We start from the raw sequence: 18,841 nt of genomic DNA, 5'->3' as shown, positions 1-18,841 counted from the left end.
GTATAAATAGCAAGGTTTTTTTAATATAGATATAAAAAAACTCTAGATTTCTAGAGTTTTTGGGTTGAGTCTCTTTCAACTAATTTTGTATTAATAATATAATTATTGATATCTTCATTCTCATTTTCTAATTTGTCTATTAATAACTTAACTGCATAGTAACCTAATTTTTCAGAATTGATATCTACTGAGGATAATGTTGGCTTACGAAAGGCTGCAATTGGAGTGTTATTAAAACCGATAATTGAAATATGCTGGCCCTCCATTTCACTTATGGCTTTTGATGCACCAAAAGCAATTAAATCATCAGTGGTAACAACAGCTGTAGGACTCCCTTTGCTTAATATTCTTTTCATAGCATCATACCCACTATCTTCAGTAAACTCTGCTACTTGAATCATGTTTTCATCTAATTTTTCACCAATATTCTCCATAGCTCTTGAGTAACCTTCTAATCTATTTATAGTTACATTAAGCGTAGGTGATCCTCCTATAAATGCTATTTTTCTTTCACCCTTTTGTATAAAATAATTAACAACACTGTACATGGCATGAAAGTTATCATTGTCAACCCATAAAACCCCGCCTGCACTTTCTGGTTTACCTATCACTACAAAAGGATAATCCGCTTCTTTCAAATAAGCAATGCATTTATCATCCTTTCGAGCTACAGCCAAAATAATTCCGTCAACTCTTCCACTATTTATTAAACTTGCTATGTGCTCTACCTCTTGATCTTCATTATTACTGTAAGTATACATAATATAATATCCCTTTTTCTGAGCATAATGGCTTATTCCTCTCATAATTTGGATAAAAAAAGGATTAACAAATAAATCCTCATCAGTATTAGGCAGTATAAGTCCTATAGTCTTTGTTGTTTTACTAACTAGGCTCCTAGCTATTGCATTAGGATGATAATCTATTTCTTTCATTGCTTTGTAAACTCTTTGTTTTGTTTCATCACTAATTCTAGGATTATCTGCAAGTACTCTTGAAACCGTAGATGGTGATACATTTGCAATCTTTGCTACATCTTTTATAGTTACTGACATAAAAACTTCACTTCCCAATTCATAAAAATATATTACGTTTATTATATTATTAATTTTGATATTTATCAAGGTTACTTATGCAACTAGTGCCACATTTTAAAACAAGTAAACCACAAGATATTTTATATATATTAAAGTAATAATCCCGCTAATAAAAAATAATTTAAATTATTTTGTGCAAACGCATTCACAAATGCATGATTTTATATTATTATATAAATATAGATGTCATTAAAGTAAAAATAAAGGAGAGCTATATGAAAAACATAGAGAGTTATATGCATAACATTAAAGCAATTATATTCGATTTAGATGGCGTATTAGTTGATACTGCTAAATATCATTATTTAGCATGGAAAAGACTAGCACAAGAATTAAACATTGAGTTTTCTATAGAAGACAATGAGAGACTAAAAGGTGTAAGTAGAATGAATTCACTAGAAATCATTCTTGAGATAGGTAATATTACATTAGACGATGATACAAAAATTAAACTAGCTGAGAAAAAGAATATCTGGTATGTAGAATATATTTCCAAATTAACTCCCGCTGATATTTTACCTGGAGTTATAGACTTTATAGAAAGCATTAAAGCAAATGGGCTGAAAATCGCCTTAGGATCTGCAAGTAAGAATTCTATGCTTATTCTTACTAACTTAAAATTAACTGATTATTTTGATGCTATAATTGATGGCACAAAAGTTTCTAGCGCAAAACCAAATCCTGAAGTTTTCTTAAAAGGAGCTTTGGAACTAAACATACCGCCTTGTCAGTGTATTGTATTTGAAGATGCACAGGCTGGCATCGATGCTGCTATTAATGCTGGAATGTATTGCATTGGGATAGGTTCTAAAAATAGACTAAAAAAGGCTAATTTAGTCCTTTCGGGATTTTCTAATATGACTTTTGATAAATTAGGACTATAAAGTAATCAAAAAGAAAGCTAACAAGGAGGATTTTAATGAATCATTATTATGAACTTAATGAGTGGAACATTATTGAAAAAGGTTTTAATTCTGATAATAACGAAATATCTGAGAGTATCTTTAGCTTAGGTAATGGTTATATGGGTCAAAGAGCAAATTTCGAAGAAGATTATAGCGGTAATTCTCTTCGAGGAAATTATATAGCTGGAGTTTATTATCCTGATAAAACAAGAGTTGGTTGGTGGAAAAATGGATACCCAGAATATTTTGCTAAGGTTTTAAACTCAACAAATTGGATTGGAATAAATATTAAGATTGATGACATTAGTTTAGATCTTGCTAAATGTGATGTTCGCGAATTTAAAAGAGTTTTGAATATGAAAGAAGGCTATCTAAAAAGAAGTTTTGTGGCTACACTAGAAAATGGGAATGAGATTGAAGTAAATACTAAAAGATTTATAAGTATGACTCGCAGTGAAATAGGCGTTATAAAGTATTCTATTAAACCCATAAATTTTAGTGGTAAATTAGAAGTTTCCCCGTGCCTTGATGGAAACGTTGTGAACAGTGATTCCAACTACGATGAGACATTTTGGGATGAAATCGCAAAAGGTGTTAAACCATATGAAGCTTATGTGATGTTAAAAACTAAGAAATTGGATTTCCACATATGTACAAGCATGACCTTCGAGTTAACTAAAAATGGTGAAATAATTGAACCAATTGTAACACTTAATGAAAGTGAAAAATATGTTTCAAATACCGCTTCAGTGAACTTAAATAAAAATGATGAACTTATAATTTATAAATATGTTGCTAATACCTCATCCAGATACTATAAAATACCAGAATTAATTAAAACAACTAGAGAACTTGCAAGCATTGCTAAAAAAGATGGATTTGAGATGCTTCTAGCGGAACAATCTAAGGCTTGGAGTAAAAAGTGGAAAGAAAGCGATATAGTTATAAAAGGCGATGTATCCGCTCAGCAAGGTATTCGATTTAATATATTTCAACTAAACCAAACCTATACAGGAGAAGATTCGAGGTTAAACATAGGACCAAAAGGTTTCACTGGTGAAAAATATGGTGGTGGCACCTACTGGGATACTGAGGCTTATTGCATTCCTTTCTATTTAAGTACAGCAAATGAAAAAGTATCAAAAAATCTTTTATTATATAGATACAATCAATTAGACAAAGCAATAGAAAACGCAGAAAAATTAGGTTTTAATAATGGCGCAGCATTATATCCAATGGTTACAATGAATGGAGAAGAATGCCACAATGAATGGGAAATAACTTTTGAAGAAATCCATAGAAATGGTGCCATAGCTTATGCTATATATAATTACGTAAACTACACTGGTGACAAGTCTTGCCTTTGCGAATTTGGTCTTGAAGTTCTTATAGCTATATCAAGATTCTGGGCTCAAAGAGCAACTTTTTCAAGCAGTAAAAATAAATATGTGATTTTAGGTGTTACTGGTCCTAATGAATATGAGAATAATGTAAATAATAATTGGTATACTAATAAAATTGCCTGTTGGACAATGCAGTATACCCTAAAGGTTATAAATTATTTAAGTGAACACGAAAGTAAATCATTAGATGAAATAAAATCAAAGGTTAATTTTAAGGATAGTGAAGTAATTAATTGGAAAAACATTATTAATAACATGTACTATCCGCGTGATGAAGAACTTGGGATTTTCCTTCAGCAAGATGGTTACATGGACAAAGAGCAAATATTAGTTAAAGATTTAGATGAAAAAAATATACCAATAAATCAAAACTGGTCATGGGATAGAATACTTAGGTCATGCTTTATAAAACAAGCTGATGTACTTCAAGGTATTTATTTATTTGAACAGGAATATGATGTAGCTACAATTAAAAGAAATTTTGATTTCTATGAACCAAGAACTGTACACGAGTCGTCCTTGTCCCCTTGTATTCATACAATACTCGCTGCTAAAATTGGGAATTATGAAAAAGCTTATGATATGTATTTAAGGGCATCTAGACTTGACCTTGATAATTATAATAATGATACAAAAGATGGTTGTCATACAACTAGCATGGCTGGGACTTGGATGGCAGTAGTACATGGTTTTGGTGGGCTTCGAGTTATTGATAATAAATTAATTTTGAACCCATTTATTCCAGAGCATTGGTCTTCATTTTCCTTCAAAATAATGTTTAGAGGTGCACTTTTAAATATTAATTTTACTAAAGAGTCCCTCAAAATACAAAACGAGAGTGAAATACCTGTAAACTTATTAGTATATGAAAATGATTATTATTTAAATGGAAATGATGTATTAGAAGTTAATGTGATCTAATATATATAATTTGATTTTTATAAAACAGATTTCATCAAAGAAAGGTATAGCAAACCTCTGCTATACCTTTTCTTTAATTTTACTTCCCTTATTAATCTTATATTAAAATTTTAGTGCTACTTTTCTTGCTTCGTTTATAGCATTTATCTTTATTTCCTCTGCTTTATCTGGAGTAGCATTCATACCTTCTACAATAATTGATTGTTTGTCTGTAATCCCAATAAAACTTAATATTGTATTTATATATCTGTCTCCTAATTCATAATCCATAGCAGGTCCAACAGAATACACTCCGCCTCTAGCTTGAATATGAACTGCTTTTTTATCTGACAAAAGTCCAACTGGTCCATTTTCTGTGTATTTAAACGTCTTATTAACTATACATATATTATCTAAATATGCTTTCATCATTGGAGGTATTGTGAAATTCCAAAGTGGTGTAACAAATACATATTTGTCAGCAGCTAGAAACTGATCTAATAGATTATTCATAGCAACCACTTTAGTTTGTTCTTTTGAATCTAATTGCTCAAAGGTAACTCCAGCTCCAAGCTTTCCCCAAGCACGCAGTACTACCTCATCAATAAATGGAACCTCTGTTTTATACAAATCTAAAATTGTTATCTCATCATTTGGATTAGAACTTTTATAAGTTTCTAGAAATTCATTTCCTACAGCTAAACTAAATGAATTTTCCTTAGTCTTTGGATTTGCAGTTATATATAATACTTTTGACATTTTACATTCCCCTTTTCATTCTTAATATATTTTTTTAATTTAAATACATAGTGTTGTTTTAATGTTAATTTTATATACTCTGATAACTTGTTACATAAAGTAACTTATATACTTTTTATAATTCAATTACTTTATGTTGTTATAATACATTAACATACTTACTTTTGTCAAGTAAGTATGTTAAAATAATTATAGGAGATGATTTAGTATGGATAAATTTCATTTATGTCCAAGATTTGAGGCAGCATTTCAAATTTTAGGAAAGCGATGGACCGGATTAATTATACGTTCCTTATTAAGTGGTTCAAAAAGATTTTCAGAGCTACAAGAAATTATTCCAGCTCTAAGTTCTCGTGTACTTACAGAAAGGTTTAAAGAATTAGAAGAACTAGGCATTATTACTCGTAGTGTTTACCCAGAGATGCCTGTACGTATAGAATATGGACTTACGCAAAAAGGCAAAGACCTGGAAAAAACTATGGATGAAATTCAAAAATGGGCTGAAAAATGGTCTGATAAGTAATTGTTTTTGATGTACCCTCTATAAAATTAGAGGGTATATTTATTTTTTGATTATATAAACATACCAAACATATCATTTTATTAACAACTTTATATAAAAAACATAATTTGTTATTGACTTCATTAAATTAACAAAGTAGAATGGTTTTGATAATCATTATCAAATAAGAGATTAACAGAGGAGTTTTACATGATTTTTGTCTATTCTTTAATTTTCGCATTAGTTTTATCGTTATTTTTTACATCGAGCATTAAAAAAAATTATATAACTTATTATTTAGTCTCCATATTTATCGGATTTATTACTACTGTTTATGAAGTTTTGAGGATTACTTCTGGCGCTAAACTTTATGGCTTTCCTCTATACTTAGAAAAAATATTTATGAGAGGTCATATCTCCATAGCCTTCTTTATTTTAGTAATGTTTGCAGGTGCTTTAAATTCCAAATGGAAAATATCAAGAAAACTACTTAGCATAAGAGCAGAACTGGCTATTATTGCATCTATATTTATAATTCCTCATTCACTCATTTATTTTGTCCGATTCATAGCACTTAAACTTCCCGAAATGATTAACATAGGTATGATACCAACTTTATATATTGGTTATATCATTGTTGGAATTATAGCATTTATTATAATGATTCCCTTGTTTATTACCTCATTTAAAAAAATCAGGCGCAAAATGCAAAATGGGCAATGGCGAAAATTGCAAAAACGGGCATACATATTTTACTTTTTAGCTTACATACATATCCTACTAATATTATTAAGTAAAAAAGAAATTGATTTGTTAAAATTAAGTAGTTACACAATTATATTTGGCACATACACAATATTAAAATTAATAAAATACAAAAGTAATAAAAAAGCTAAATTAAATTATAATTAAAAAATAAAAATGCGATTACCTATATATAGGTAATCCCATTGATTCTAAATAATTTAATATTATATTTAGTTATTAGTTTTCTCCATATGATATGTGTACCATTTGCTAATTAATACTTTAAAAGAAGCCGCAACTGGTACCGCTATTAACATACCTATAAGCCCCCCTACACTTCCACCTATTATAATTGCAAGCATAGTAAATACTGGATGTAATCCTACACTATCTCCAACAATTTTTGGTGCAAGTAAGTTATTATCCACCTGCTGAACTATAAGCATGCCAACAACTGCCCATACAGCTTTAATAGGTTGTCCACTTAGTAGTGCAATAATTACCGCAAGAATAGTTCCAACAACCGGGCCTATATATGGTATCATATTACAAATGCCTGCAATAATTCCTATTACTAAAGCATAATCAATTCCAATAAAATACAATACGATAGCTGATAAAACTCCTACAAAGCAAGCCTCTAATAATTGACCTCTTATATATTTATAAAAAGTACTATCTATAATTGATAATATTTCTTTTAATTTATTCCCTGCTTTACTTTGCCTAAATATGAGATTGAAAGTTTTTTCCCATAAATCTATAAAGTACTCTGAATCTTGTATTAAGTATATACTCAATACCAAAGCTATAAAAAATGAAGCTATATTGCCTCCTATAGATAAAACAGAATCTGTCATTACTCCTATACTTGTCGTAAAATATGACTGAACATAACCTACAATCTGAGTAATTTTATCGTTTAAATTTCCTAACATTGTAATGTTTGAGCTTTGTAATTTCTTAGTAATTGAACTAACTGATAATGTTGGGTTATTTAAATATTTAGTAAGATAGTCTGTCATATTAGTTATAGTTATATTATTAGAAAGCTTTCCACCAATCATAATATATATTCCACTAACAAGTGCCACCATAGCAGCTATTACCAATAAATAAATTGCTAAAATACCAACTAATCTTCTAGGCGCAGCTCTTTTAAATATCTTTCTCTTTTTTAAGAAATTTTCAATAGTTTTCACTCCTGGTTTCAATAAGTACACCATTACTAATGCCATAAGAAGTGGTTTTACAAGTCCAATAATTTTTCCTATTATGCTTGATAAAAAAGAAAATATACTCCCTATATCATTAAAAATTGTTATGCACATATAAATTAAGAGTACCGTTCCTGCCGCATACAGACAGTAATTTAATAATTTTTTATCTATTTTCATTTTTATCCCCTTATTAATTATCTTTTATTTTATATTTCTTCTATGTTTACCTTACATTATAATAAATTTATGAGCAATGGTAAAGGTTAATATCAAATTTTGCTAACATATTATAATTTCAACATAAATCCAACATAAATTCATTGTTTTTATTTTAAAACCTTTAAAACCCAACTATATTTTAGTATAATATCTATTATAAAGCTTAAAGAGGAGACGGTAATTTATGTATTGTTCAAAATGTGGTTCTCAAATAAAAGATGGCGCCAATTTTTGCTTTAAATGTGGTAATAAAAGCACAAAACAAAGTATAGTAAATCAAGAAAAGATTTCAACTATTCCTTTAACCACTAGTTTAAATGAAATTAATGATTCAAATGAAATGAGTACTTCAATGGCAAGCATCACCACTCAACCTACTACTAAAAGATATATTATACTTGCTGTTGTAATTGGAGTATTATCAATAGGATTAATTAGCTATTATATTTCACTTTCAAAATTTTCATCCACAACTACTAAGGCTTCAGACACGACTTCTATAAAAAACAAAGTTATTCCAAGTAATACGGGTACTAATAAGACCTCTAGTACAAAATCAGAAAACTCAACATCTACAAATAAAATTAATTCCGCTGATTCTTATATTTTTTCTAAAAGTGGTAGTAAAAATCTTTTAGAATCTAATGTATCTACATTAGCAAAAGAAGATTTATCTTTAGCTAGAAATGAAATCTTTGCAAGACATGGTTTTGTATTTAAAATCGAACCATTTAAGAGCTATTTCAATAATAAGTCTTGGTATAAACAAAATCCCCTTTTTAAGGGAACTGATCCAGAATTAAATGCAAAAGAACTATATAATGTACAATTAATTTTGAAATATGAAAACAAATAACAAAATTCAGAAAATATAGATAAAGTTATCCACATTTTCTGAATTTCTTGTGCTTTAAAAATAGATTATAAAAATTTTTTTATTTACAATAATTCTATATCTTATACTCCTCTACATTACCTATACGATTTTGATTATCTATAATAACTTCGATAAAAGAATCCGCAATTTCCTTATCAAACTGCTTACCACTACATATTTTAAGCTCTTCAATAGCTTCTTTATAAGTTTTTCTTTTATTATACGGTCTAGAAGACGTCATAGCATCAAAACAATCTACCACCGTTAACATCCTCACAAGATAAGGTATGTTATTTCCTTTTAAATTATCCGGGTACCCTTTACCATCATATCTTTCATGATGATGCAATATTAGAGGAGCAATTTCCTTAAGCGATTCAACAGATTTTATAATCTCTACTCCATTTACTGAATGCTGTTTCATTATTTCCCATTCAGCTGAAGTTAATGGCATATTTTTATTTAATATTTCCTTTGGAATATTTATTTTTCCAATGTCATGCATATAAGCACCATATATTAATTCTTTCTTATTTTTTTCATTTAATTCAAGTTTATCAGCAAGTAGCCTACTATAGATAACTACCCTTTCAACATGGCCATATGTATATTTATCTTTAGCATTAATAACACTTATCAGAGTTTTTATTGAAGTAATAATATCTATATGTTCATCTTTTGTATCAATTTTCAATTCTTCCAATATAGAAGTATAACTCTCAACCCTATTTTTATCAAAAAACTTAGCCCTATAAAGTGCATCATCCGCGCTTTTAAAAAGTTCAGTAGCATTTTTAGCTTTACTTGGATAAATTGATGTTCCTATTGAGACAGTCAAATTACCATTCGGCTGATTTTCTTCGCCATTAAAGTAGGTTGTTTCTATCTTTATTCTTAATCTTTCAGCTAGTTTAATTGTATCTTCTTCAGAAGTATTTGGAAGAACTATTGCAAATTCTTCTCCCCCATACCTTGCAACTACATCATCTTTTCTAAAACTACTTTTTAATATAGAACCAACTGACCTAAGTACCTCATCTCCCATTTGATGGCCGTTTACATCATTATAGATTTTAAAATAATCTATATCTATTAATATCATTGAAACTAAATTATTCTCTTTTTCACAGGTTTGCATTATTCCTTCTAATGCATCATAAAAAAACCTATGATTATAAAGCCCCGTAAGCCCATCCTCATTTGCTAATCCCTCCAGCTTTCTTATATGTTCATTTTCTATCCTCACATAAAACCCCAATGGCCATGCAGTAAGCATAAAAACTCCAGATAAAATTAAATCATTCTCAAAAATCAGATTAACTTGTACATTAGGTGCACCCATAATAAGATCTAATGATAATATAAAAGTCGAAGCAATGCAAGCAACTATCATACCTTGCATCATGCCCTTTTGTATTGTAGATGTAATTATAATAAATAAAAATATAAATTTATAATCACTTGTATTTTTTCCTGAATATAAAACAACAATCATAAAAAATAAAACAAATATAATATTTTCAATTGATTGTATAATTTTTATATATTTAATATTTATTTTTTCAACAGTTGAAAATGACCATAAAAAGTATATTGACAATAATATTAATATTAATACAAAAAATGAAACAAAACTATAATTAGTTTTTACTGTGACATCTACCATGGTACTGCCATTAAAAAAATATCTTAGAAATACCATTCCTGAAAATAGCAAGGAGGCTAATTTTACTATTGACACAATTTCTCGGATTTTTTTCTGTTTGTCATTTTCTAAATTTCCCATAATATCACTACCTCATCAAATTAATTATAATAAGATAATGAGGTCAGTAAAACTGATCTCATTATTTTTATTATTTTTCTCTTAAACATTTTGGTTCTACAGGCTGATATGAAGCCCACCAACATGCTGAAGAAGCTACAGAAGTTGCCGCAAGTGTAGTTACTACTGCAATTAAAGTAAATAGGTGTTTCTTTAAAAATTTCATTTTATTATGCCCCCTTTTTAATATATATGATTTAAAAAGCGATCTACTTTCCCCACTACTAAGTGTCCTGGAGTCGTAAGAGTAAATACTTGCCATACTATGCCCGAATATAAACATAGAACATAAAAAAGAAGTTTGCTTTCACCACTACTTATATACAACAGGATAAGAAATACTGTTATAGCTAAATAAACACTTAGAAGTATTATAGACCCTTTCTTCATCCGCTTTCTTTTTTCCTTTTTTACTATAGGTTTTGCTATACTGTCCACTGGAGCTAACTTATAAATTGTGTAATATGACCATATGAATATCACAATTCCAAATATTATAACTAATTTAAAATTACCCACAAAGCTTATTAATAATGATATTGTTATTGCTTGTCCTACACATACAATTGTACCTATGAAAGTGCAAATCCATGGTGAACTTGCATGAACCCCCCCAGAGTATTTTCTAAGTATAGCAGCTGTAAAAGAGATTATTAGAGCTTCAAAAGCAACATGAAACAACACTCCGAATAAAAATACAAATATTATAGAAAGAGACATCTGCATCAAGGCAAAGGTCCCATAGGCAATTACTTCTTTATTATCATTATCAAGTGATAACTCTAATGCTACTTTCTTCGCAATATTATTAGATAACTTCTCCATCTATTACCTCGCTCAACTTCTTTTTTCTAACCAAATAAAAGTAATATGTAAATGCTATTGCTGCGAAAATCACTAGTGATGGAATACCATATAATATTTTTAATGAAGTATTACTTAATATATTAATCACATTCACTTTAAATATATGTTGAATTATAAACATATTAATTCCCTCACAAATAAATTCTAGAACCATTGCCATGATACTTGCTTGTATGGCTTTTATTATGCTGATTTTATTTATACTAATTGTTAATACAATAATAGCTATAATATTAAGAATAGTATGTACCCCATATTGAATTGGTAATAACCTTATTATATAAACTGCAATAACATATATTATAATTGATAATATATATCTTTTTACATTAATAACAGTTTTAGAAAATGCATAAACTGCAAAAATAAGTAACATTGCTTCTGGCAGAGCTCTTAAAAACACTTCTAATAAAGTCAATCTTAACATCTTCTATTTCTCTCCTATCACCCTTTTGAATAAGTATGTATATGTTATCAATTATATCATTAATATTACAAAACAGGATATATTTATTAATATAATTAAGTCAATATTAGATATTATTCCTTCAAGGTTTCATCCATAATTTTCTTTGTTTGATTAATTACTTTTATTGTATTAAATAAAATGATAAAAGCAAAAACTCTTATACATATATCTCCAATACTCATAACACAGTAACCCACATCAACTATATCTGTTAAAAACTTCAGCTTACTTACTCCACTTCCTAAAATGTGTATATCATTAACCTTTATAAAAGAATCTGGTTTTGCATAACCAGTTAAATAAGATAAAGTTGGAAATACCGGCATTTTACCATTATTAGCAGCTATAACAATATTATTTAAGACACTTCCAATAATAATAAATATTGACCCTATAATTGCGCTAAAATTAAGTTTATATTTAATAATCAAAATTATAAATGTCAAAAGATAAAGGTAATGAAAAGTACTGGTGTACTTTAGAAATGTATAATTACCATTAAATATCATAACCTCTAAAATTAAATATATTAGTATAAATGTTAATATTGGGTATATAGCCCAGGTCTTAAACAGTGGTTTTATTTTGTAACCTTTTATCTTCGCAAAAATAAATGCTAAAAGTATTGGCTCTATCATAAATATTCCTCACATTCAGAATTTTTACATTTAATTTGTTCCTATTTTGATTATACTAATTTTTAGCATATTTTTCTACCTTTTTACAAAAATAATTATCTTTTACAAAGAAAATAAATAATACTCAGCAACACCATTACAATATCTTTAACGACATAAATGGCTTGCTGGGTATTTTAATAATATATAATAAACAGATTCAATTTTAAAATTATTTTAAATGTCGTAATGCTATTTCCTTATATAACCTAATAGAATCAATATATTTACTTGTTACTACATATTCGTTTGGCTTATGAGCTTGTGTTTCTTCGCCAGGTCCACAAACAATAACTGATAAATCATTGTTAAAACTTGGTACAAATATAGATGCATCTGTGCAATAAGTTACACCTTTGCCTTTATATTCACTTCCAAACAATTCTGTGGCTGTCTCTAGTGCTAATTTAATAAATTGATCATCTGATTTATTTTTTAATGCCACTTTATCATTAAAAACTTTCACATCAAATTTAGCATTAGAATCTGCCTGGATTTCTACTAATAATACCTTAATATCTGATATAATTTCCTGATTATCTTGCCCAGGAACGGTACGAATGTCAATTTGTAATTTGCACATATCAGGTACTACATTGGCTTGAACACCGCCAGAAATAGTAGCAACATTTAAAGTTGGACCTCCAAGTAGAATATCCTCTTTATATTTGAATTTGAATTTATCATGCAAAGCATTAATAAAACATGTCATATTATCAATGGCATTAATTCCATGTTCAGGCATTGATCCATGAGCAGTTTTTCCATATGAAATCACCTCCAACCACAAGGCACCTTTGTGAGTAACAAAAATTTCGCCACCACTTGGCTCAGCAATAATCATAGCTCCAGCACCACTTAGACTCCCATCTGCTACCATTGTATTTGCACCAATACAATCAACTTCTTCACCTGCAGTTGCTGCAAAGATGAGATCACCTTCAAGTGTTATTCCTGATTTAGAAACTTCAATCATAGCCATTATTAAAGCGGCTAGACCACCTTTCATATCAGAAGATCCTCGCCCATAAATCCGACCACCAATTTCTTCTGCCCCAAAAGGTTCGTGTTCCCATGGAATTTCTCCCACTGAAACAGTATCCATATGTCCGCAAAAGACCAAACTTTTTTTATGTCCTAATCCTTTTATCCTAGCGACCAAATTGGCACGGTTGTTACCAACCGATTGTATTGTAGATTCAATACCACTTTCTCTTAACTTCTTTGCAATAGCCATAGCTACCAGTATTTCATTGCCAGGTGGATTACTACTATTAATTCTTAAAAGATCTTTTAGAAAATCAATCGCCTCTTTAATTTATAATCACTCCTCATAACATCACTTATCTACCATATCTTTACTATCTCGTATATTTATATTCCCTAAAGATTATAGTATATTCGATAATAAGTAAAAGTGATCCTTTTTGTAATATAATGTATCTAAATTACATGTTTTTTTAGTATTTATCTATTTTCAAAATCATATCATACCATTTAGCGCCCCCATGTACAGATTTAGATACACCCATATTTGCATATCCAAACTTCGAATAATAATGAATAAGCCTATCTTTACAGGTTAGAATAACACCTTTACGCCCCGCTACTTTTGATACTTCTATCATATAATTCATAAGTTGTGCTGCAATTCCTTGATTACGATACTCTGATACTACGTCCAGTCCAAAAATAGTCTGATACTCTCCATTTGGGATATGAAGCGTAGAATCCTCATAAAGCTTGTCATAGATAACAGTTCCATTAATAACACACCCATTAACAAATCCAATAATTTTTTCATCTACTTCTGCTACAAAAAAGCTTTCTGTGAATGTCTTGATCCGATCTTTTAAAGATACTCTTGTAGCTGCTTCAGCTTCTGGAAAACAGCTTGCCTCCACTTTTACTATTGCATCTAAATCACCAATACATGCTTTTCTAATTTTAATTTTCATAATAATTCCCCTTTCGTTACCATTCAATTTAAATTACTTTGTTCAATTATACTACAATACAAAAAACAACTTGAAAATTTATCAAGTTGCCCTTATAACCATCCTCTTTAATTATTTAACAACATTTTGGAAGCTTCAAGTCTGCCATCTTCTATAAGTGACAGTTGTCTAGCCTAGAAAAATTACTTTGGTGGCAGTTCAAATCTGCTTCCAAAGTTGTTAATATTTCAGCTCCGAAGGAGATGATTTAACTTTCCACTACGTCCTCAATATACTCAGCGTTTTCCAATTCCTCAAAAGCATCTTCTACCGATATACTGTCTAAAATCCTGCCAGTTAAAATTACACCTTTTTTTACATCTTCATCCCATTGGAAATCAGTCATTACACTATCTATCCCTAAATCATAAGCCATATCTTTTGCACTAATATCCTGTCCTTTATAGTTGTCTAGACCATCTTCACTAATTATAATCTCGTAAATTTTATTTTTCTTTGTCATTCTTATTCCTCCCTAAACTATAATATAATATTTAAAAATACTACATATAATATTCTACAAAAAACCGAATAATATCCATCTGTTTTTTATTTAGGGTATAAAATAATGTTGTATTATCATAAAATATCCATTTAAAAGTTAATTTTAAACAACCTCTTTAGACTAGATTATATTAAATCTTAGGTCTTGATAAAAGTTAGCTTTAGCAGTCTCATAGTAAGGAGTAATCCATAAAAATCCTATACCAAAAGTTATTATTCCTAAAATAAACCAGCCTATATAGCTGCACCATAAACCAAACAGTTCAAATTTAAAGCCATTCATCATGCGTTTACTTCGGTCTAAAGCATCCGAGGCACTTAGTTCAGGATTATCCACCATAATATAGTATGACATTGAATATCCTAGTGAAGCAATAATTCCTGGAATGATAAGAAGCAAAGTCCATAAAAATGTAAAAAGCCCCATAAGAAAATTTAGAACAAATGATTTCACAAAAAATTTAAAGCCGCTAAACATATTTTCAATAAATGGGCCTTCATTCCTTGTAAGCTTAAGAAAGTAACTTGTTACCCCAAGAGTTATCGGTCCAGACAAAACAAAACTCACTAAACTTCCAAAACCATTGGGTGAGTTTCTAATTGGTTCTCCATTTTGCCAAATGTTTTGAAAGGACTGTACTGCATTCCCCCCTGAAAATGACATTGTAACTAACCAAGCAATAAAACACACAATTCCAGCTTGAAGCCATTTACCATTTAACTGTTCCCTTGCCCTACATTTTAAATCTGTACTTTGTTGTGGCATGTTTTTACCCTCCCCTTCATAGTCTAATTAATAATTCTTAATATAATAGACTATTAATATTGTTCTATATTAATACTATGCATCTATTACATTAAATAACCCTAAAAAATTGTTTTTACTCTGATTCTCCTCTTTACTTGTTAATTCCCATAATAGTATCTTTTTATAAAATATAGCATTTACATGATTCAATGTCATTCTACAATTTACCTTTAAATTTCCTAGGAAATATAAAAAAACCACTACTCCTACAAGTAGTGGTTACATAAATGATATATATTTTAATCCTTAAAAGAAAGTGTATGTATAAATCTATCAGAGCCAATAATAGTGTTTATAAAAATGATTTCTGCTCTATCCTTATACTCCAAAGGCATCAGCATTGAAGGACTAAAATGTGTTAATAAAAGTTCCTTTACTTCTCCGCCTAAAGCAAGCTCTGCTGCCTCGCTAAAAGTCATATGTTTATTTCGTATAGCCTTTTCAATATCATTTTCATCTCCATAAGTACCTTCACATACAAACAAGTCGCTCCCCTTAATAAATGTTTTTATTTTAGAAAGTGATCTTGTATCAGTTATAAAACTGATTTTTATTCCTACTCTTTTCGCTCCAAGGACCAACTTTGGAAAATATGTTTTTCCATGGTCAATTATAATCTCATTTTTCTGGAGTCTATTCCAAAATTCCTTTGGTATATCATTTTTAATTGCACTTTTAACATCAAATTTTGGTTTTCTGTTAAAATATAGGCTATAACCTAAACAATTAGTTGAATGCTCAAGTTCCAATGTTGAAATTATCAAATCATTAAATTCTCCTGCCGAAGTTTCTGTATCATTTAATGACGCTTTTATCCTCACAGGTTCTTGTGGATTCTCTACGATATTAATTTCATAAGGAAGATAAGGTGCTACAACCCTTAATCCTTTCACAATATCCGTAATGCCAATAGGTCCAATTATAGTAATTGGATCTGTTCTACCACTATTACCAATTGTTAAAAGTAGCCCTGGAAGTCCCATAATGTGATCTGCATGTCCATGAGTTATACAAATCACATCTATTGTCTTAAATCCCCACCCAAGTATTTTCATAGATACCTGAGTACCTTCTCCACAGTCCATTAATATCTTTCTTCCCTTATAACTTATGAGAAGTGAGGATAAATATCTTTCTGGAATTGGCATCCCTCCTCCACATCCTAAAAGTGCTAAATCAACCAATTAAATCATCTCCTTGGTCGCTGCAATATTAATGACTTTATCTATATCTTTTTAACAAATTCAGATTTTAGTTCCATAGCTCCAAAACCATCGATCTTACAATCAATATTATGATCTCCATCGATCAATCGAATATTTTTTACTTTTGTACCTTTTTTTAAGGATGTTGGACTTCCTTTTACTTTAAGGTCTTTAATTAGTGTTACAGAATCACCATTGTTTAATACATTTCCATTTGCATCTTTGATAATTTTTTTCTCTTCTCTACTTTCAGTTTCTGAATCTAAAGTCCACTCATTTGCACATTCCGGGCAAACAAAAAGACTTCTATCCTCGTATGTGTATTCTGAATTACATTTTGGGCAATTTGGCAAATCAGCCATAATTTCATTTCCTCCATTCATTATTGTTTTTAGTGTATATTTTCTTCTTAATTTCAATATTACAACTTTATAAAAATAATAGTTTCAACTTGAATTTCATAAAAAATATAGAGAGTTTCTTATTCGTTTATATACTATCATAGTCTTGTGTTATCCACAAACCTTTAAATATTATTATTATAAAGATTATGCCCGAAATAAATTTTAATGATGAAATGATCTTACATTTGAACAAGCCATTGCTATGCTATATTCGTTACATGCCTTTATTACTATATCATCTCTTACTGAACCACCAGGCTCTACAATATATTTCACACCACTTTGAAATGCCCTATCAATATTGTCTCTAAATGGGAAAAAACCATCTGAGCCTAAAGACACACCAGAAAAATTAGATATCCACGTATCTTTTTCTTCCTTTGTTAATTTAATAGGAATCTCATTAAGCACTTCGCTCCAATCTTTCATTTCAACTAAAGCAGTATCATCCCGAATATATTGATCTATAACATTGTCTTTATTAGGTCCTGTAATTCCTTTTTTGAATGATAAATTAAGAACACTGGGATGCTGCCTTAAAAACCATGTATCTGCTTTTGATCCAGCCAATCTTGTGCAATGTATGCGAGATTGCTGTCCTGCACCAACTCCAATTACTTGACCATCTAAAACAAAACAAACTGAATTTGACTGAGTATACTTTAATGTAATCATTGAAATAAGTAAGTCCCGTTTTGCATCATCCGTAATATTTTTATTATTAGTTACTATATTATCAAGCATATCTTTTTTTATAAGACTATTATTTCTTTTCTGCTGAAAAGTTATACCATATATTTCTCTTTTTTCAATATCCCCAGGTTCATAATCTGGATCTATTTTAATGATATTGTAATTCCCTTTTTTCTTTTTCATCAAAATTTCTAGGGCTTCCTTTGTATACCCTGGGGCAATAACTCCATCAGAAATAGATTTTTTTAATATCATTGCAGTAGGTAAATCAACAATATCACTAATAGCAGCCCAATCACCAAATGAGGACATCCTATCTGCACCTCTTGCTCTTGCATATGCGCATGCTACAGGCGATAGCTGCATCTCTTCAACAAAATACGCTTTCTTTAATACATCACTTAATGGAATTCCTACTGCAGCACCTGCTGGACTTACATGTTTAAAAGATGCTGCTGCCGGTAATCCTATTGTTTGTTTTAATTCTTTAACTAACTGCCATGAATTAAAAGCATCCATAAAGTTAATATAACCTGGTTTACCATTTAGAATTTCAAATGGTAATGCTTTATTCTCCATATAAATTTTTGCCGAACCTTGATGTGGATTACACCCATATTTTAGTTTAATTTCTGATTTTATCATTGCTTATACCTCCTTGTATAATCTAATTATAAGTTTGATAAGAAACTGTCCCTAAATAATACGAATGATTTCTTACTTATCTTTATTAATGTTTATGTTTATCCATTTCTAAATTTAA

The 18,841-nt window shown here is 29.5% G+C and carries 20 protein-coding genes; 5 read left to right on the top strand and 15 right to left on the bottom strand.

Annotation, left to right across the window (positions count from 1 at the left end):
• Positions 1-50 precede the first annotated feature (50 nt).
• Positions 51-1,055 (bottom strand): LacI family DNA-binding transcriptional regulator, encoded by a 1,005-nt coding sequence (locus tag KPL37_RS09610; protein ID WP_216148623.1) that lies wholly within the window; start codon positions 1,053-1,055, stop codon positions 51-53.
• Between the two features lie 257 nt (positions 1,056-1,312).
• Between KPL37_RS09610 and pgmB the strand changes: the two genes are divergently transcribed.
• Positions 1,313-1,981: a beta-phosphoglucomutase gene (gene pgmB, locus KPL37_RS09605; protein WP_246578215.1), complete on the top strand. Its 669-nt coding sequence runs from the start codon at positions 1,313-1,315 to the stop codon at positions 1,979-1,981.
• Positions 1,982-2,016: 35 nt separating this feature from the next.
• Positions 2,017-4,326 carry a family 65 glycosyl hydrolase domain-containing protein gene (locus KPL37_RS09600; RefSeq protein ID WP_216148619.1) on the top strand — a complete coding sequence of 770 codons (2,310 nt, stop codon included), beginning with the start codon at positions 2,017-2,019 and terminating at the stop codon, positions 4,324-4,326.
• 102 nt (positions 4,327-4,428) lie between these two features.
• Here the strand turns inward: KPL37_RS09600 and KPL37_RS09595 are convergent, their stop codons facing one another.
• A complete protein-coding gene (locus KPL37_RS09595) occupies positions 4,429-5,064 on the bottom strand; it encodes an FMN-dependent NADH-azoreductase (protein WP_216148616.1) in 636 nt (211 codons plus the stop codon).
• Positions 5,065-5,272: 208 nt separating this feature from the next.
• Between KPL37_RS09595 and KPL37_RS09590 the strand changes: the two genes are divergently transcribed.
• Together KPL37_RS09590 and KPL37_RS09585 are read left to right on the top strand one after the other, a co-directional pair.
• Positions 5,273-5,587 (top strand): winged helix-turn-helix transcriptional regulator, encoded by a 315-nt coding sequence (locus tag KPL37_RS09590; protein WP_216148613.1) that lies wholly within the window; start codon positions 5,273-5,275, stop codon positions 5,585-5,587.
• 189 nt (positions 5,588-5,776) lie between these two features.
• Complete coding sequence (locus KPL37_RS09585) at positions 5,777-6,478, top strand: ferric reductase-like transmembrane domain-containing protein (RefSeq protein WP_216148609.1); 702 nt, start codon at positions 5,777-5,779, stop codon at positions 6,476-6,478.
• Positions 6,479-6,543: 65 nt separating this feature from the next.
• On the opposite strand, the gene KPL37_RS09580 is transcribed toward KPL37_RS09585, so the two are convergent.
• Positions 6,544-7,710: an AI-2E family transporter gene (locus tag KPL37_RS09580; protein WP_216148605.1), complete on the bottom strand. Its 1,167-nt coding sequence runs from the start codon at positions 7,708-7,710 to the stop codon at positions 6,544-6,546.
• A gap of 226 nt (positions 7,711-7,936) precedes the next feature.
• Here KPL37_RS09580 and KPL37_RS09575 point away from each other — a divergent pair, with 226 nt between their 5' ends.
• Positions 7,937-8,608, top strand: coding sequence for a YARHG domain-containing protein (locus KPL37_RS09575; protein ID WP_216148747.1), 672 nt, complete (start codon positions 7,937-7,939; stop codon positions 8,606-8,608).
• A 94-nt stretch (positions 8,609-8,702) separates the two neighbouring features.
• On the opposite strand, the gene KPL37_RS09570 is transcribed toward KPL37_RS09575, so the two are convergent.
• From KPL37_RS09570 to KPL37_RS09515, 12 genes are all read right to left on the bottom strand, one after another.
• Positions 8,703-10,415 (bottom strand): HD-GYP domain-containing protein, encoded by a 1,713-nt coding sequence (locus KPL37_RS09570; protein ID WP_216148603.1) that lies wholly within the window; start codon positions 10,413-10,415, stop codon positions 8,703-8,705.
• Between the two features lie 70 nt (positions 10,416-10,485).
• Entirely contained in the window at positions 10,486-10,620 is a 135-nt protein-coding gene (locus KPL37_RS09565) for a cyclic lactone autoinducer peptide (protein WP_216148600.1), read from the bottom strand.
• A 17-nt stretch (positions 10,621-10,637) separates the two neighbouring features.
• Positions 10,638-11,279, bottom strand: a complete 642-nt coding sequence (locus tag KPL37_RS09560) for an accessory gene regulator ArgB-like protein (protein WP_216148597.1) — start codon at positions 11,277-11,279, stop codon at positions 10,638-10,640.
• A complete protein-coding gene (locus KPL37_RS09555) occupies positions 11,263-11,748 on the bottom strand; it encodes a hypothetical protein (RefSeq protein ID WP_216148594.1) in 486 nt (161 codons plus the stop codon). Before KPL37_RS09555 ends, KPL37_RS09560 begins: the two co-directional genes overlap by 17 nt.
• A 113-nt stretch (positions 11,749-11,861) precedes the next feature.
• Positions 11,862-12,428, bottom strand: a complete 567-nt coding sequence (locus KPL37_RS09550; protein WP_216148591.1) for a DUF5317 family protein — start codon at positions 12,426-12,428, stop codon at positions 11,862-11,864.
• A gap of 211 nt (positions 12,429-12,639) precedes the next feature.
• Positions 12,640-13,773, bottom strand: coding sequence for an ArgE/DapE family deacylase (locus tag KPL37_RS09545; protein ID WP_343216244.1), 1,134 nt, complete (start codon positions 13,771-13,773; stop codon positions 12,640-12,642).
• Between the two features lie 154 nt (positions 13,774-13,927).
• Positions 13,928-14,425, bottom strand: a complete 498-nt coding sequence (locus KPL37_RS09540) for a GNAT family N-acetyltransferase (RefSeq protein ID WP_216148588.1) — start codon at positions 14,423-14,425, stop codon at positions 13,928-13,930.
• Between the two features lie 247 nt (positions 14,426-14,672).
• Positions 14,673-14,927 (bottom strand): hypothetical protein, encoded by a 255-nt coding sequence (locus KPL37_RS09535; protein ID WP_216148585.1) that lies wholly within the window; start codon positions 14,925-14,927, stop codon positions 14,673-14,675.
• Positions 14,928-15,089: 162 nt separating this feature from the next.
• Positions 15,090-15,734, bottom strand: a complete 645-nt coding sequence (locus KPL37_RS09530; protein ID WP_216148581.1) for a DUF975 family protein — start codon at positions 15,732-15,734, stop codon at positions 15,090-15,092.
• Between the two features lie 281 nt (positions 15,735-16,015).
• Entirely contained in the window at positions 16,016-16,960 is a 945-nt protein-coding gene (locus KPL37_RS09525; protein ID WP_216148578.1) for a ribonuclease Z, read from the bottom strand.
• Between the two features lie 41 nt (positions 16,961-17,001).
• A complete protein-coding gene (locus KPL37_RS09520) occupies positions 17,002-17,343 on the bottom strand; it encodes a zinc ribbon domain-containing protein YjdM (protein WP_216148574.1) in 342 nt (113 codons plus the stop codon).
• A 204-nt stretch (positions 17,344-17,547) separates the two neighbouring features.
• The gene (locus tag KPL37_RS09515) at positions 17,548-18,723 is read right to left on the bottom strand and encodes a phosphoribosylaminoimidazolecarboxamide formyltransferase (protein ID WP_216148571.1); all 1,176 of its coding nucleotides are present in this window, start codon (positions 18,721-18,723) and stop codon (positions 17,548-17,550) included.
• Positions 18,724-18,841: the final 118 nt, after the last annotated feature.

The sequence above is a fragment of the Clostridium frigoris genome (genome assembly GCF_018861865.1).
Taxonomy (GTDB): Bacteria; Bacillota; Clostridia; order Clostridiales; family Clostridiaceae; genus Clostridium_AD; species Clostridium_AD frigoris.
Note: the sequence above shows the minus strand (reverse complement) of the source record. Positions and strands in the feature narration are given on the sequence as shown.